Consider the following 15,345-nt stretch of genomic DNA (forward strand, 5'->3'; position numbering starts at 1 on the left):
CCGGCCTCACTCGTCCATCAGCCGGGCCGCCAGGGTCGCACCGAGTTCCCAGCACGCCTCGATGTCGGCCTTGCCCGGCTCGCCGGTCACCTTCACCGTCTCGGCCGCGCGGCGCCAACCGAGGCCCGTGGTCACGGAGTCGATGCCGCGCACCGCCCCCGTGACGTCGTTCCCTCCGTGGACGTAGCAGCCGAAGGGGCGTGCGGACGTCGAGTCCAGGCACGGGTAGTAGACCTGGTCGAAGAAGTGCTTCAACGCACCGGACATGTAACCGAGGTTGGCGGGGGTGCCGAGCACATAGCCGTCGGCGGCGAGCACGTCCGACGCGGTCGCCTCCAGTGCCGCCCGCCGCACCACCCGGACGCCCTCGATCCCGGGCGCCGTCGCCCCGGAGAGCACGGCCTCGAACAGGGCCTGGCAGTTGGGCGAGGGCGTGTGATGCACGATCAGCAGAGTAGGCACACCCGCACCCTGCCCCGCCGCCCGCCGTCACCGCAAGCACCGCGGGGACGAGCCGTCCGCGGTACGGACCGGCCCGCCGGCCGTTCGAGCGGCCGTCCTCCGTCTGCCGCGGCGGACGGGCCGACCGGCTCCCGCCGCACGGGCGAGTCGCGCGGATCGGCACCGTCCGTGACGTGCGGCGCACACAAGGAAGGCGGCGGTCCGCCCGGCTGCACGATCGGACGCTCGGTGCAAGGCTGGAGGTAATCCGGAGCCGCTGGAGCCCGGCTGTTTCGGCACACCTCGACCGAAGGGTGATCCGATGACAAGCCGCCGAAAGAAGGACGGCCAGCACTCCTCCGGGACCGGCGCAGCCGCCGCACCCTCCCCTCGATCCGGGCCCGCCGGGGTCGAGCAGGATGTCGACGAACTGGTGGCACGCGGCCTGGAGGCATTGGAGGAATACGCCGACTACACCCAGGAACAGATCGACCACATAGTGAAGAAGGCCAGTCTGGCCGCGCTCGCCGAACACACACGGCTCGCCATGATGGCGGTCGAGGAGACCGGGCGCGGCGTCTTCGAGGACAAGGCCGTCAAGAACATCTTCGCCTGCGAGAACATCACGCACTCGATGAAGGGTGTGAAGACCGTCGGCGTGATCCGCCGCGACGACATCGACGGGATCGTGGAGATCGCCGAGCCGGTCGGGGTGATCGCGGGCGTCACGCCCGTCACCAACCCCACCTCCACCACCATCTTCAAGTCGCTGATGGCGCTGAAGACCCGCAACCCGATCATCTTCGGCTTCCACCCGGCCGCGCAGAACTGCTCCGCCGAGGCCGCCCGGATCGTCCGGGACGCGGCCGTGAAGGCGGGCGCCCCCGCGCACTGCGTGCAGTGGATCGAACGGCCCTCCAAAGAGGCCACGAGCGCCCTCATGAACAACCCCGGTGTGGCGTCCATCCTGGCCACCGGCGGCAACGCGATGGTCCGGGCCGCCTACAGCTGCGGCAAGCCCGCCCTCGGCGTCGGAGCCGGCAACGTCCCCGCGTACATCGAGAAGAGCGCGCAGATCCGCCGCGCCGTCAACGACGTGGTGCTGTCGAAGACCTACGACTACGGCATGGTCTGCGCCTCCGAACAGGCCGTGATCCTGGACCGGGAGATCCGGGACGAGGCGATCTCCGAGTTCCGCAAGCTCAAGGCGTACACGGTCAACGACCAGGAGAAGGCGCTCCTGGAGTCGTACCTGTTCGGGGTCGGTGCCGAGCAGCAGGGCGGACGCGACTGCTCCGGCGCCCACTTGAACGCCGACATCGTCGGGCAGAGCTCCGTCGCCATCGCCGAGGGCGCCGGCTTCGAGGTGCCCAAGGACACCTCGGTGCTCCTGGTCGAGGTCTCCGAGGTCGGTGTCGAGGAGCCGCTGACCCGGGAGAAACTCTGCCCGGTGCTCGCCGTGCTGACCGTCGACAGCCGGGCCGACGGGGTACGGCTGGCGACCGAGATGGTGGAGTTCAACGGTCTGGGCCACTCGGCCGCCGTGCACACCGAGGACGCGGCCTTCGCGGAGGAGTACGGACACGCCGTCAAGGCCTGCCGGGTGATCTGGAACGCGCCCACCTCACAGGGCGGCATCGGAGACGTCTACAACGCGTTCATGCCGTCGCTGACCCTGGGCTGCGGCTCGTACGGCAGCAACTCGGTCTCCGGGAACGTCACCGCGCTCAACCTGATCAACATCAAGCGGATCGGGCGGCGGAACAACAACATGCAGTGGTTCAAGATCCCCTCGAAGATCTACTTCGAGCGCGACTCCGTCAAGTACCTCGCCGACATGCGTCGCGGCAGCCGGGTCGTCGTCGTCACCGACAAGACCATGGTGGAGATCGGTCACCTGGAGCGGATCCGCACCGTACTCCGGCGGCGCAGCACGCCCACCGAGGTCCGGGTGATCGACAACGTCGAACCCAACCCGAGCATCGACACCGTGCGCGCCGGCGCCGAGATGATGCGCCACTTCGAGCCGGACACCATCATCGCCCTCGGCGGCGGTTCACCGATGGACGCGGCCAAGGTGATGTGGCTGATGTACGAGCACCCGGAGGTCGAGTTCGGGGACCTGAAGGAGAAGTTCTTCGACATCCGCAAGCGCGCGTTCACCTTCCCCGACCTGGGGCAGAAGGCCGACCTGGTGTGCATCCCCACCACCTCGGGCACCGGCAGCGAGGTCACCCCGTTCGCCGTCATCACCGACACCGCGACCGGGCAGAAGTACCCGCTGGCCGACTACGCGCTGACCCCAAGCGTCGCGATCTGCGACCCGGCGCTCACCACGCACCTGCCCAGGGACATCACCGCCGACTCCGGCTTCGACGCGCTCACGCACTGTCTGGAGACCTATGTCTCGGTGTACGCCAACGACTTCACCGACGGCCTCGCGCTCCAGGGCATCCGGCTCATCTTCGCCAACCTCGAACAGGCCGTGCTGAACGGACCGGACAACCCGGTGGCGCGGGAGAAGATGCACAACGCCGGCACGATCGCCGGCATGGCCTTCGGGTCGGCGTTCCTCGGCGTGGTCCACGCCATGGCGCACACCCTCGGCGCGACCTTCCACGTCGCGCACGGCCGCACCAACGCCCTGCTGCTGCCGCACGTGGTCCGCTACAACGGGACCGCGCCGACCAAGGTCACCAGCTGGCCGAAGTACCACAACTACATCGCCCCCGAGCGGTACCAGGACGTCGCCCGGATGCTCGACCTGCCCGCGGACACCCCGGAGGAAGGGGTGGAGTCCCTCGCGCACGCCCTGGAGGAACTGCGCGAGAAGGTCGGCATCCCCAGGTCGTTCAAGGACGCCGGGGTCGACGAGGCGGCGTTCCTGGACGCCCTGCCCGAGCAGGCGATGAACGCCTACGAGGACCAGTGCGCGCCCGCCAACCCGCGGCTGCCGATGCTGGCCGACATGCAGGAACTCATGCGCCGCGCCTACTACGGCGACCCGGTGTGAGCCCCCGTACGAACGGCACGTCAGGAACGGCACCGACCGACCGAGAAGGAGTCGTACTCCGATGACCACGCAGCAGCAGCGGCCCGTCCGCAGCGCCTGGGACGGCTTCCGCGGAGGTCTGTGGCGGGACGAGATCAACGTGCGGGACTTCATCCAGCAGAACTACACCCCGTACGAGGGGGACAGCTCCTTCCTGGCCGGTCCCACCGAGCGCACCACGGCCGTGTGGAAGAAGATCACCGATCTGTTCCCCGAGGAGCGCGCCAAGGGCGTCCTGGACGTGTCGTACGACGTCCCGTCCACCATCACCGCCCACCCGCCGGGGTGGATCGACCGCGACAAGGACCTGATCGTCGGCCTCCAGACCGACGCCCCGCTGAAGCGGGCGATCATGCCCTTCGGGGGCTGGCGGATGGTGGCCGGGGCGCTGAAGACGTACGGCTACCCGGTGTCGCCCGAACTGGAGAAGGTCTTCACCCAGTACCGCAAGACCCACAACGCCGGGGTGTTCGACGCGTACACCCCGCACATCCGCGCGGCCAGGAAGGCGGGCATCGTCACGGGCCTGCCCGACGCCTACGGCCGGGGCCGCATCATCGGCGACTACCGCCGGGTCCCGCTGTACGGCGTGGACCGGCTGATCGAGGCCAAGGAGGAGGAGAAGGCCGATCTGGACGCCATGCCCCGCGAGGCCACGCGCCTGGAGGAGGTCATCCGCGAACGCGAGGAGATCTCCGAGCAGATCAGGGCGCTGGGCGAGCTGAAGGAGATGGCCGCCTCCTACGGGTCCGACATCTCGGGTCCGGCGAGCACCGGCCGTGAGGCCGTGCAGTGGCTGTACTTCGCCTACCTCGCGGCGGTGAAGGAACAGAACGGCGCGGCGATGTCGCTGGGCCGCACGTCCACGTTCGTCGACGCCTATCTCCAGCGGGACATCGACGCCGGACTCCTCGACGAGAGCACGGCGCAGGAGATCGTCGACGACTTCATCATCAAACTCCGGATCGTACGGTTCCTGCGCACCCCGGAGTACGACGAGCTGTTCTCCGGGGACCCGACCTGGGTCACGGAGTCCATCGGCGGCATCGGCACGGACGGCCGCACCCTGGTCACCCGTACCTCCTTCCGCTACCTCCAGACCCTGTACAACCTGGGTCCCGCGCCCGAGCCCAACATGACGGTGTTCTGGTCGCCGGCGCTGCCGCAGGGCTTCAAGGAGTTCTGCGCGCAGGTCTCGATCGACACCTCCAGCCTCCAGTACGAGTCGGACGAGCTGATGCGCCCGCGCTTCGGCGACGACACAGCCATCGCCTGCTGTGTCTCGGCGATGGAGGTCGGCAAGCAGATGCAGTTCTTCGGCGCCCGGGTCAACCTCGCCAAGACCCTGCTGTACGCCATCAACGGCGGCCGGGACGAGCTGTCCGGCGCCCAGATCGGCCCGACCACCGGGGCGATCACGGGCGAGACGCTGGACTACGACGAGGTGCTCGGCCGCCTCGACCGGCAGATGGAGTGGCTGGCCGAGACCTACGTCCACGCCCTGAACGTCATCCACTACATGCACGACAAGTACGCGTACGAGCGGCTGGAGATGGCGCTCCACGACCGTGACATCCGGCGCACCATGGCGTGCGGCATCGCCGGGCTCTCGGTCGCCGCGGACTCCCTGTCCGCGATCAAGTACGCGCGGGTGACGCCGATCCGGGACAAGACCGGTCTTGCCGTGGACTTCCGCATCGAGGGCGAGTATCCCGCGTACGGCAACAACGACGAGCGGGCCGACTCGATCGCGGTGTGGCTGGTCGAGGAGTTCATGCGCAAGGTGCGCAAGCACCCCACCTACCGGGGCGCCGAGCACACCCAGTCGGTGCTCACGATCACCTCGAACGTGGTCTACGGCAAGAAGACGGGCAACACCCCCGACGGCCGCCGCGCCGGCGAGCCGTTCTCACCGGGCGCCAACCCGATGAACGGCCGTGACACCCATGGGTACGTCGCGAGCGCGCTCTCGGTGGCCAAGCTGCCGTACGAGCAGGCGGAGGACGGGGTCTCGCTCACCAACACGATCACCCCCGACGCGCTGGGGCGCACCCCCGAGGACCGGATCCGCAATCTCGCGGGCGTCCTTGACGGCTTCGTCACCTGTCAGGGCTTCCACATGAACGTCAACGTGCTGAACCGGGACACGCTGATCGACGCGATGGAGCATCCGGAGAACTATCCGCAGCTGACCGTCCGGGTCAGCGGTTACGCGGTCAACTTCGTGCGGCTGACGCGTGAACAGCAACTCGACGTCCTGAGCCGCACGTTCCACGGATCGCTGTAGCCGGCGCCGTCCCGGGGGGGGCGCGCCGGGCGCGCTCCCCGGGGTGGACGGGTGCCCGTGGGAAAGACGACAGGAGGCCTGGAGGTTTCATCATGTCCCTGATCCAGCCGGGCGAACTGCTGCCCCTGATCCCCGTCAGCACCGACACCCCCGCCGAACAGGCGGCCACGCTGCGCGGCGCGGGCCCGGTCAGCGGTTCGGTGCACTCCTGGGACCTGTCCACCGGCGTGGACGGACCCGGGACGCGTTTCGTCGTCTTCGTCGCCGGCTGTCCCCTGGCCTGCCTCTACTGCCACAACCCCGACACCATGCGGATGCGCAACGGCAGGCGCACCACGGCCGACAAGGTCGTCGAAGAGGTGAACAAGTACGTCCCGTTCATCCGTGCGTCGGGCGGCGGTTTCACCATCAGCGGCGGTGAACCGCTGCTGCAACCGGACTTCACCGGGGAGATCCTCCGTCTCTGCCACCGGGAGCTGGGCCTGCACACCGCGCTGGACACCTCCGGCTTCCTCGGGGCCCGCGCCTCCGACACACTGCTGGCCGATGTCGACCTGGTGCTGCTGGACATCAAGTCCTGGGACCGCGAGCTGTATCTGCGCCTGACCGGACGGCAGTTGGAGCCGACGCTGGCCTTCGCCCGCCGTCTGGCCGACCTGCGCAAGGAGGTGTGGGTCCGTTTCGTCCTGGTGCCGGGGCTGACCGACGCCACCGAGAACGTGGAGGGAGTCGCCTCGTTCGCGGGGTCCCTGGGCAATGTGACCCGGGTCGACGTCCTGCCCTTCCACAAGCTCGGCACCGCCAAGTGGGAGGAGCTTGGCATGGAGTTCACGCTGGCCGACACCCCCGTGCCGACCTCCGCCCAGGTCGCGAGGGCCCGTTCCGTCTTCACCTCGTACGGTCTGAACGCCGTGTGACCCCCGGCCGATGACCGGAGGCCGCTCCGTGCGCGGCACCGGTCACCGGGCGGACCGCCTCCGTCAGTGCCCCGGGACCACCAGATCCGCGCGTTCCCGGGGGCGGGTGGCGCTCAGGTAGTGCTCCTCGGCCAGGCGCCAGCGGGCCTCCCAGTCGACGGGGCCGTGGTCGTCGCCCCGGGCCCTGAGCCGGCGCATGGACTCCTCGGGCGGGGTGTCGACGTAGACCACCAGGTCGTAGTGGTCGGCGAGTTCGGGCCTGGCGGTGTACACGCCCTCGATCACGACGATGCCGTCGCAGGCCACCGCGCACAGCTCGTCCGTCACCAGGGAGCCGGTCGGCCAGTCGTAGCGCCGGTAGTGCGCGGCATGGCCGGTGGCGAGCGGGGTGAGGACCTCGTCGCGCAGCCGCTCCCAGTCGAAGTAGCGGTCGTAGCCCTCGGCCGGGGTCAGCGCGGCGCGTTCGTCGGCGTCCATCGGCCGGTAGAAGTCGTCCCCGTGCACGACCACGGCGTCGGCGATCCCGGCCACGGCCGACGCCAGGGTCGACTTGCCCGAACCGCCCATGCCGTCGACGGCGATCAGCACCCGTCCCCGGCCGCCGCGGGCGCGGGCGGCTGCCACGACGCGCTCCGCGACTGTCTCGATCTTCGTCATGGGGTGATTGTGGCGGCCTCAACCACTCGGCCCCGGCGAAATCGGCACAATCGTAGGTTCCGACGACAGGCGGTTCCCGGCGGCCTTGGAGCAGGACACGACAGAGGGGCCGACATTGGATGTCGGCCCCTCTGACTTCGAGTAGCGGGGACAGGATTTGAACCTGCGACCTCTGGGTTATGAGCCCAGCGAGCTACCGAGCTGCTCCACCCCGCGTCGGTGAAGCCAACTCTACGCCAACTTTCCCGGGCTCAGGACCATGATCGCTCGCCGAGGGGAGCCGGGGCGCCTTCGGGGGCGGTCGCGGCTTCCTCCGAACGGGGTCACACGTCGGTGGGCAGACCGCTCACCTCGGCGATGCCCCGCAGTTCCTCGTCCTGGCGGTGCCGCTCACCGATGAAGTCGGCGATCTCCCTGCACCGCTCGGGATCGTCCGCCGTGCCCGAGTCCGTCACGACCCGCACGACGCCGATCTCCTCGGTCTCCAGCTCGACGATCCGGTTGTCCAGGCGTCCCGTGACGGCCACGGCGACCACGAGGGACGCCTCGTCGCGGACCTCTTGCGGGACGCTCTCGGGTTCCTCGCCGTCGAGACACAGTTCGATCGCTCCCACCCTCTCCTCCCTGATCGCTTCGAGTACGGGCTCGACCATGCGCAGCAAGAGCGCGTAGTCCGCCGGAGCCATACGCAGGCGGAGCATTTCGAGGTACAGGTCGAGGGGCCGGTCATCCGGTGCCTGCTCTGATGCGTCCATGGAGCTTCGCCTTCCCCAATGTGGACGACATGATCGCGTCTTCCACCAGCATGCTGTGAATTCGCGCACCCCGCCGGTCGAGACGGACGCCCGGAGCACGGCCGAGGGGGCTCGTGCCCTGTTCGCACAGGCCACGAGCCCCCTCGAAACTCGTCCTCCGGAACGCGTCCGTCAGGACTCGTCCGGCGGGTTCCGTCCGTCAGGGCTCATCCGTCGGGAGTCGCCGGTACCGGACGGCCGGGGTCACCCGTAGGTGCGCCGGATCCGGTAGAGCACGAAGATCCCGGACAGGACGAAGATCCCGCCGATCACCCCGGGCCACAGGTTCGCGCCGGTCTCGGCGAGGCCGCCGGTCCCGACCGCCTGGGCCTGGGGTTCGATCCCGGAGGTGGCGGACGGGTAGGCCCCGGCGGCCGGCTCGGTCTGCGCGGGCGTGCCGACATCGCCGCCCTGGCCGTCGCCCGGGGTCTCCTGAGCTGCGGACGAGCCGTCCGCGGCCGACGACGTCACGTCGGACTTGGGCTCGACCGTGACGGGAGGCGTGTCGCCGCCCGCCGGCTCGGTGCCCGGCGTCCCGGCGGTGGGCTCGGCGCTCTGGCCGCCGCCGTTGCCACCGGAGCCCTTGCCGCCCTTGTCGCCGTTTCCGCCCTTGCCGCCGTTTCCGCCCTTGTCGCCGTACGGGTCGTCCGCGGTGGGCGCCGGCTCCTCGGACGGGTTGGCGGAGGCGCTCGGGGCCTCCTCCGAGGGGTTCGGAGCCGCTTCCGAGGGGTTCGGCTCGGCGCTCTGGGACGGCTTGTCGGTGGCCGGGGGAGTCCCCTGCTGCCCGCCGCCGTTACCGCCGCCGTTGCCGTTGCCGCCACCGTTGCCGGCGCCCGCGCCGCACTTCCGGCCCGTGTTGATGCAGTCGACCATCTCGTTCATCAGGCTCTCGTCGAAGACGTTGATGAAGTCGCCGTGGTCGGTGACCGGCTTGTGGAGGTTCTCCGGGAAGGAGTCCACCGCGAACAGCGGCGAGGTACGGCCACCGTCCTGGAGGCTCGGGGCGTTGATGGCGTAGACGATGCGCTGCACCAGCTGCGGGATGGCCTTGAAGCCGGCGGGGCAGTTGCCCTGGGCGTCCTCGAAGGCCACATGGGTGCGGTGGTTGGCGCTGTCGATGTTCGCGCCGTCCCAGCAGCTCTGGAACTTGAAGGTGCGCACCACGTCGCTGCCCTGCGGGCAGAGCGGGTACTTGTCCTTCAGCTGCCGGTCCTCGAAGCCGGTGCAGCTCCAGGAGGCGTTGGCGTTCGCGGGCCCGTTGACGAAGGCCTTGGCGTCACCGGTGATGATGCGCAGCAGGCGGGGCATCGCCGTGACCTTGCCGCGCGGGTTGCCGACGAAGGTCAGCGTGACCTGCTTCGGCGTGACGATCTGCCCGGCGTTGCCCTCGGTCCCGCCTCCGGGCGAGCCCGCGTCGCGTTCCTGCTTGCCGTTCTGGAGGCGCACCACGGGCCAGTAGTACGAGGACTTGTCGCCCTTGTCCTGGCAGGAGGTGTCCGCCTTGGCCAGGTCGGCGTCGGTGGCGAAGGCGTTGTTGGACTGGTTGCCGACGTAGTCGTGGAAGTGGTGGGCGCCGTTGGTGACACCGGGGGCCACGATCACGTTGTCCGAGTTGAACAGTCCGTTGGCGTTGACACCGCAGCTGGAGACGAACTCGCCCCGGGAGGCGTCGGCCTGGGGCTGCGGGCTCTGCGCGCCGGGCTGGACGGACTTGATGTCGGCGTAGTCGCCGGCCACGGGACCGTTGCCGGCCGGCGGGGTGGCGCCCTGCTGGCCGCCCTGGTTCTGGGCCGTGCCGCTCGGACTCGGGGATGCGCTCCCCTGGTCCTGCGGCGCGGTGCTCTGGCCGGTGTCCGCGCCGGTGCCGGGCTGGTTGCCGGAGGGGCGCAGGATGCACGGGGCGAGGGCGTCGAGGCCGCTCGGCGGGTCGCCCGCGGCGTCGATGGCGGCCACGATGCGACCGATGGACTCGACCCGCTTGTCCTTCAGCGGATTCATCACCGCGTCGGCGCCGCTGTCCCCGGTCTGCTGCATCTGGTCGGCGCTCGCCTGGAGTTGCTGGTACGCCGCGGCGATCTGCTGGTCCATGTCCGCGAGTTCCTTGTCGACGTCCGCCCTGGCGGCGTCGGGAACCGTCTTCAACTGCTCCCCGACGTCAGGGCAGTCGATGGTGGCGGAACCGGCGGACAGGACGTGGACCCCCGTCGGATCGCCTCCCGCCCCGGTCTCGGTCGCAGAGGCGTAGACGTTGAGTGCCAGCAGCCCGCCTCCGCCCAGTATCAGTGCGATGGCGGCAGAGGTCGCTCGGCGTGCGCCCGTGGGGCGTCTTCGCGTGTTGCGTCCCAAGGTCGTGCTCCTACGCGTCGTGGTCGGCTCGGCATGGAAATCCCCCGGCCCTATACGCACACGGTTCGCGTTGTGTTCAAACGTCTCCCGAATTCACAGTGACCCCGTACGGAGCAACTGGCCGACGGCGCCCCGGTGGACGCCGGACGGCCCCCTCGCCCCGGGCGCACCGGACCCCGGCGGGCGCGGGGCGAGGCCCTGCGGTTGCGCGCGTCGCCGACCGGTGGCCTGATGGGAGCACTGCACCACGGGTACGCCCTGGACGTGGGCCCCGGTCATGGCCCGGGCCGGTGGGACAGGGCAGGGTGCTCCGCCGCTTCCACCGTGGGCACGGCCAGGGCAGCGGCATGAGGCGGTGAACCGGTGACGGGAGCGGAGATCGACTTCGGCGGCGTCTTCCACGCGCTGCCGGGCATGGTCGCGCTGCTCACCCCGGACATGGTCTTCCTCGACGCGAACGACGACTACCTGAGCAACTCGGGCCGTTCCCGCGAGCAGTTGCTTGGCCGCTATCTCTTCGACGTCTTCCCCGACCGGCCGGACGATCCGGCGTCCACCGGGATGCGCAACCTGGAGGCCTCCCTGCGCCGGGTGGTGGAGACCGGGGAGCGCGACGCGATGGCCCTCCAGCGCTACGACGTGGAGTCACCGGACCGGCCGGGCGTCTGGGAGGTGCGGTACTGGAGTCCGGTCAACGCGCCCGTGCTCCGTCCGGACGGCTCCGTGGCGCTGGTGGTCCACCGGGTGGAGGAGGTCACCGAGCTGATCCGGGCCCGGGGCGGGCTCGCACCCGGCGACCGGAGCCCGGTGCTGGAGGCCGAGCTGTACACGAGGGCCCGGGAGCTGCAAGAGGTCAACGAGCGTCTGCGGCGCGCCCACGCACGGGAGCGCGAGGTCGCCGTCGCCCTCCAGGACGCGCTGCTGCCCTCACCGAGCGAGCTGGGGCCGCATCACGCCGCCGTGCGCTACCGGCCGGCCACGAGTTCGCTGAACGTGTGCGGGGACTGGTACGACCTGGTGGCGCTCGGCGGCGCGCGGATGGCGGTCGCGGTGGGCGACGTGGTGGGTCACGGGCTGTCCGCCGCGTGTGTCATGGGCCAGTTGCGCAGCGCCCTCAGTGCCGCCTCCCGCGCCTCGGCGGGTCCCGCCAGGGCGCTCGAGGTGCTCGGACTGTACGCGCGCTCCGTCGAGGGCGCCGAGTCCACCACGGCGGTGACGGCCTGGATCGACTGGGAGACCCGCACCATCACCTACAGCAGCGCCGGACATCCCCCGCCGGCCCTGCTGCGCGGCGACGGGAGCGTGGAGTTCCTGGACGGGGCGACGGACCCGCCGCTGGGGGCCAGACCGGAGCACGTGGACCGCCCGGAGGCCGCGACGGGCTTCGCCCTGGGCGACACGCTGGTCCTGTACACCGACGGCCTGATCGAACGCCGTGCGGAGGACATCGACGTGGGCCTCGGCCGGCTGGCCGGCGCGCTGGCCCGCCACCGGGCGGCCGAGCCCGAGGCCCTGGCCGACGCGCTGCTGTCGGACCTGCTCGCGCCCGGCGGCGTGACCGACGACACGGCCCTGGTGATCATCCCTCTGTGAACCCGCCCGGCGGGCGCCGGCCGCGGCCGGCGGAGCGCCGCCACAGCCGTGGGCGGCCGGACGGGTCAGGTGGTGGAGGCAGCCGGGGTGAGGCGGTGGGCGCGGACGACCGCGAGCACGCATCCGGCGAGGAGGGCCAGGACCAGGGTGGCCGGGCCGCGCAGCCCCGCCGCCGTCACCGGTCCCCCGGACAGGGCGCGGGGCGGTATGCGCCCCTGGGGGTCGTAGACGACGGCGAGCACGTCCCCGGGCCGGGTGGTGCGTCCGCATCCCCGCCGGATGCGCGCCTTGAACGGTGCGCCGTCGCGTCGTACGACCGAGCACCGGTAGCCGGTACGGCCCGCGCCCCGTCGCCCGTCGCCGTCGACGGACGTGACGACCATGGGTGCCACCCGTTCCCCGTCCACGTGCACCACGTCCGCCGCGGCCCGCGGGACCTGGAGGGCCAGACACACGCCGAGGACCGCGACCACGCCGACCAGGGCCCGTCCCACCCGCAGGCGGACCAGGTGCAGGACGAGGACCCCGGCGCACACGAGCCCCGCCTCGCCGCTGGCCAGGACGGGCATACCGGTCTGGTCGCCGACGACCCCCGCGCCCACGATCGACCCCGCTCCGACCACCCCGGCGAGGAGTCCCTCCCCCACCAGCCGCCGGGGCGGCCAGCCGACGAACTCCGCGGGCCCCCACACCGTGCTGCGCAGGTACTCCGGCAGGTCCGGCTCCTGGACGGGCGGAGGACGATCCCACCGGCGCATAGCTGTACCACCCCCAGCGACGTTCTTCGTCCCACGACGCCTCGTATCCTGCCGTTCGCCTCGGACAGCGGCCCTGCCTCCGCCCGGAACAGATGGCGCGGACAACGTTGCCGGGAGTCGGCAGCGACGTGATCCACTGCCGTCGTCCGAGCGCCGGGACTGTTCCGCGGTTCAGTCGCCTGAACGTCAACCACACTGTTCTGAAGGCACGTTGACCCGCCCGGGCACTGGGCTGCCGCTGATCGGCCGGTCGGCCAGGGGGCCGGGATCCACCGGTCAGCCGCGCGGGTGGGCCGCCGCCGACCTCGCCAGCAGGACGCGCCCGCCGAGGCCGGCCAGGAGCAGCCCGGCCACCATGGCGACGAGGCAGAGCGCGGGGCCCGAGGACCAGTGGACGGCGGAGGCACGGCAGCCCAGGACGACACCCATGGCGACGGCGGTGCCCGGCAGGGCGGTCAGGGCCGGGCCGGTGCGGGCGAGGTCGTCCTCCGCGAGTGCTCCGAGGACACCGGCGCCCAGGGCCAGGGCCCAGACTCCGAGCGCCCGCGCGTCGAGGCGGTCGACGTCCCACGGCACGAAGCCGGCCCAGAATCCGGGCCTGACCAGCAGACCCGTACCGATGCCGAGCCACGCCGAACCGAGCACGGCCAGCGCCGGTTTCGACCAGCCGGGCAGCGGCGCGCCGCGCGGGCCGGGAGGCCGGCCAGGGGTGACGTACTGCCGGGCCAGCGCGATCACGGCGCACACGCAGAGCGTGCCGAGCACGAAGAGCCAGCCGAGGCTGAACAGGACCGGGACGACGGGGCCGCCCGTGGCCACGTACAGCCGGCCCGCGTCGAGCAGGCTCACGGTGAACAGCCCGAGCAGGACCACGGCCAGCGGCTGGACGAGCGAGCGGGCCTCGTGCCAGGCGCGGGCCCGGTTCACCGCGAACAGTCCGGGCGCGGTGCCGAGCATGGCCGCGCCGAGCAGTCCCGGGGTCAGCGACTCGGGAGAGGGCCACGCGCCGAAGACGTGCCCGGTGAGGGCCACGGCCGCCAGCAGCCCGCCGACGAGGACGCCGACGACGGCGACCGCGGTGGCCAGCACGGCCACTCCCGCGGTCAGCGGCCGCCCACCCGCCGCGAGGGGCTCCGGAGGCATGGTACGCCGGGACGACCGTCCCGGCTGCTCCGAGGGGCCCTCTGACGGGGACGGGGACGCGGATGCGGATGCGGATGCGGATGCGGATGCGGATGCGTCGGACATGGGGATCCCGTTTCCGGACGAGGGGAACGACGTCACGAGGCCGGTGCCGACAGGCGTGCGGCCGAACTCGGGGCGGGCACGGCCCTCTTGAGGACCTCCCGCGCGTACAGGACCCGCATGCTCACCGCCAGCGTCGCCATGAACGCCGTCACCCCGCAGCCGATCGCCGCCCCCGCCGCCAGGGCCGTGAGCGCGTCGAGACCCAGCGACCGTTCGAGGAGCGGGGCCGCCCCGACCGACAGCACCGGAGCCAGGCACAGGGCCACCCAGTGCAGGCGCCACTCCTCACGCGCCCACGGACGCCCCTCCCGGCCGGCCCGGCGCGCCCGCACGGCCATCACCGCGTACGTGACGGCGTACGGCAGGAGGTAGGCGAGCAGGAGCCGGCGCCCCGCTGCGCCGTGGGCCAGCAGGGCCCGGGCGATCCAGGCCAGCGCGGCGGCTCCCGCCAGCTGCGCGAGGACCAGGACGGGGACGGGCGCCCAGGTCCCGGACACCCCGGCGACCTGCCTGCGCCGGTCGAGGGAACGCGAGGCGATCAGGGCGCCGAACGCGACGACGGAGCCCAGGTGCATGGTGGCCAGCTGGTTGATCTCGGCCATGGACAGCCCGGGCATGAGCATCGGCAGGCCGCCCCACTCGAACCGGAGCAGCGGAGCGGTCATCAGGAAGCCGTAGCAGAGCAGCATCCAGCGCTGGTGCAGGTCGGGGAAGCCGCCGACGGCCGCGAGCACCCCGAGGGTCACGCTCATCACGGTGCCCGCCAGGATGGTCGCGAGCACGATCCAGAAGGCCGCGCCGCTGAAGGCGTCCCCGGGCGCGGTGCGCGCCAGATACAGTCCGGCGCCCGCCATCGAGACGTACACGGTGACCGCGAAGACCACTCCGAGGACCCGGTGCAGCCGGGTGCGCCGCCGTACGGCGGTGAGCAGTTGCGCCGGGCCCAGCAGCATCAGCACACCGCCGAGCACCGAGTGGACGATCATCGGCACGAGGCTGTGGCGGTAGGGACCGATCCGGGTGGCCAGCGCGTCGGCCACGTAACGCGGCGAGACCACGTGGGCCAGGACCCACTCGCCGTAGGCCGGCGCGCCGGGGCGTGCGTACGGCCACAGCTCGGTCATGGCGATCGGCGCGTAGCCCACGCACACGGCCGTCAAGGCGATGACGGCGAGGCGGCGCCAGGTGGTGCCCGTCGGACGACGCACGACGACTCCCTGCTCGTGGCCGCGACCCGGCCATCGATAGTCTC

The 15,345-nt window shown here is 71.4% G+C and carries 11 protein-coding genes and 1 tRNA gene; 4 read left to right on the forward strand and 8 right to left on the reverse strand.

Translation table 11 applies throughout. The annotated features are described in order from the left end of the window. Nucleotides 1-6: 6 nt before the first annotated feature. Nucleotides 7-462: a flavodoxin family protein gene (locus ACFWI4_RS30275; RefSeq protein WP_385404165.1), complete on the reverse strand. Its 456-nt coding sequence runs from the start codon at nucleotides 460-462 to the stop codon at nucleotides 7-9. Between the two features lie 301 nt (nucleotides 463-763). Between ACFWI4_RS30275 and adhE the strand changes: the two genes are divergently transcribed. From adhE to pflA, 3 genes are all read left to right on the forward strand, one after another. After that, nucleotides 764-3,454 (forward strand): bifunctional acetaldehyde-CoA/alcohol dehydrogenase, encoded by a 2,691-nt coding sequence (gene adhE / locus ACFWI4_RS30280; RefSeq protein ID WP_387202625.1) that lies wholly within the window; start codon nucleotides 764-766, stop codon nucleotides 3,452-3,454. A 61-nt stretch (nucleotides 3,455-3,515) separates the two neighbouring features. Continuing rightward, nucleotides 3,516-5,780, forward strand: a complete 2,265-nt coding sequence (gene pflB / locus ACFWI4_RS30285) for a formate C-acetyltransferase (protein WP_387202628.1) — start codon at nucleotides 3,516-3,518, stop codon at nucleotides 5,778-5,780. Nucleotides 5,781-5,872: 92 nt separating this feature from the next. Beyond that, the gene (pflA, locus tag ACFWI4_RS30290) at nucleotides 5,873-6,697 is read left to right on the forward strand and encodes a pyruvate formate-lyase-activating protein (RefSeq protein ID WP_387202631.1); all 825 of its coding nucleotides are present in this window, start codon (nucleotides 5,873-5,875) and stop codon (nucleotides 6,695-6,697) included. A gap of 63 nt (nucleotides 6,698-6,760) precedes the next feature. Here the strand turns inward: pflA and ACFWI4_RS30295 are convergent, their stop codons facing one another. From ACFWI4_RS30295 to ACFWI4_RS30310, 4 genes are all read right to left on the reverse strand, one after another. Further along, nucleotides 6,761-7,354, reverse strand: a complete 594-nt coding sequence (locus ACFWI4_RS30295; protein WP_385404175.1) for a uridine kinase — start codon at nucleotides 7,352-7,354, stop codon at nucleotides 6,761-6,763. A gap of 142 nt (nucleotides 7,355-7,496) precedes the next feature. Beyond that, nucleotides 7,497-7,570, reverse strand: a tRNA-Met gene (locus tag ACFWI4_RS30300). A 107-nt stretch (nucleotides 7,571-7,677) separates the two neighbouring features. Next, nucleotides 7,678-8,109 (reverse strand): hypothetical protein, encoded by a 432-nt coding sequence (locus ACFWI4_RS30305; RefSeq protein WP_339127402.1) that lies wholly within the window; start codon nucleotides 8,107-8,109, stop codon nucleotides 7,678-7,680. A gap of 243 nt (nucleotides 8,110-8,352) precedes the next feature. Next, nucleotides 8,353-10,494 (reverse strand): DUF1996 domain-containing protein, encoded by a 2,142-nt coding sequence (locus ACFWI4_RS30310; RefSeq protein ID WP_387202635.1) that lies wholly within the window; start codon nucleotides 10,492-10,494, stop codon nucleotides 8,353-8,355. A 363-nt stretch (nucleotides 10,495-10,857) separates the two neighbouring features. On the opposite strand from ACFWI4_RS30310, the gene ACFWI4_RS30315 reads away from it, so the two are divergent. Further along, the gene (locus ACFWI4_RS30315; protein ID WP_387202638.1) at nucleotides 10,858-12,087 is read left to right on the forward strand and encodes a PP2C family protein-serine/threonine phosphatase; all 1,230 of its coding nucleotides are present in this window, start codon (nucleotides 10,858-10,860) and stop codon (nucleotides 12,085-12,087) included. A 65-nt stretch (nucleotides 12,088-12,152) separates the two neighbouring features. Here ACFWI4_RS30315 and ACFWI4_RS30320 read toward each other — a convergent pair whose 3' ends face one another. From ACFWI4_RS30320 to ACFWI4_RS30330, 3 genes are all read right to left on the reverse strand, one after another. Continuing rightward, the gene (locus ACFWI4_RS30320) at nucleotides 12,153-12,845 is read right to left on the reverse strand and encodes a hypothetical protein (protein WP_387202641.1); all 693 of its coding nucleotides are present in this window, start codon (nucleotides 12,843-12,845) and stop codon (nucleotides 12,153-12,155) included. Between the two features lie 276 nt (nucleotides 12,846-13,121). Further along, on the reverse strand, nucleotides 13,122-13,988 hold the full coding sequence (locus ACFWI4_RS30325) for a hypothetical protein (RefSeq protein ID WP_387202644.1): 867 nt from the start codon (nucleotides 13,986-13,988) through the stop codon (nucleotides 13,122-13,124). Between the two features lie 137 nt (nucleotides 13,989-14,125). Then, nucleotides 14,126-15,301 (reverse strand): DUF2306 domain-containing protein, encoded by a 1,176-nt coding sequence (locus ACFWI4_RS30330; RefSeq protein ID WP_387202647.1) that lies wholly within the window; start codon nucleotides 15,299-15,301, stop codon nucleotides 14,126-14,128. Nucleotides 15,302-15,345: the final 44 nt, after the last annotated feature.

Origin of the sequence: Streptomyces sp. NPDC127038, assembly GCF_042725875.1 — a bacterium.
Lineage (GTDB): Bacteria > Actinomycetota > Actinomycetes > Streptomycetales > Streptomycetaceae > Streptomyces.

What these genes read in the sequence shown, in the direction of transcription:
- ACFWI4_RS30325 (WP_387202644.1), bottom strand. Translation starts at nt 13,988, where the DNA reads ATGCCTCCGGAGCCCCTCGCGGCGGGTGGGCGGCCGCTGACCGCGGGA.
- ACFWI4_RS30295 (WP_385404175.1), bottom strand. Translation starts at nt 7,354, where the DNA reads ATGACGAAGATCGAGACAGTCGCGGAGCGCGTCGTGGCAGCCGCCCGC.
- adhE (WP_387202625.1), top strand. Translation starts at nt 764, where the DNA reads ATGACAAGCCGCCGAAAGAAGGACGGCCAGCACTCCTCCGGGACCGGC.
- pflB (WP_387202628.1), top strand. Translation starts at nt 3,516, where the DNA reads ATGACCACGCAGCAGCAGCGGCCCGTCCGCAGCGCCTGGGACGGCTTC.
- pflA (WP_387202631.1), top strand. Translation starts at nt 5,873, where the DNA reads ATGTCCCTGATCCAGCCGGGCGAACTGCTGCCCCTGATCCCCGTCAGC.
- ACFWI4_RS30305 (WP_339127402.1), bottom strand. Translation starts at nt 8,109, where the DNA reads ATGGACGCATCAGAGCAGGCACCGGATGACCGGCCCCTCGACCTGTAC.
- ACFWI4_RS30320 (WP_387202641.1), bottom strand. Translation starts at nt 12,845, where the DNA reads ATGCGCCGGTGGGATCGTCCTCCGCCCGTCCAGGAGCCGGACCTGCCG.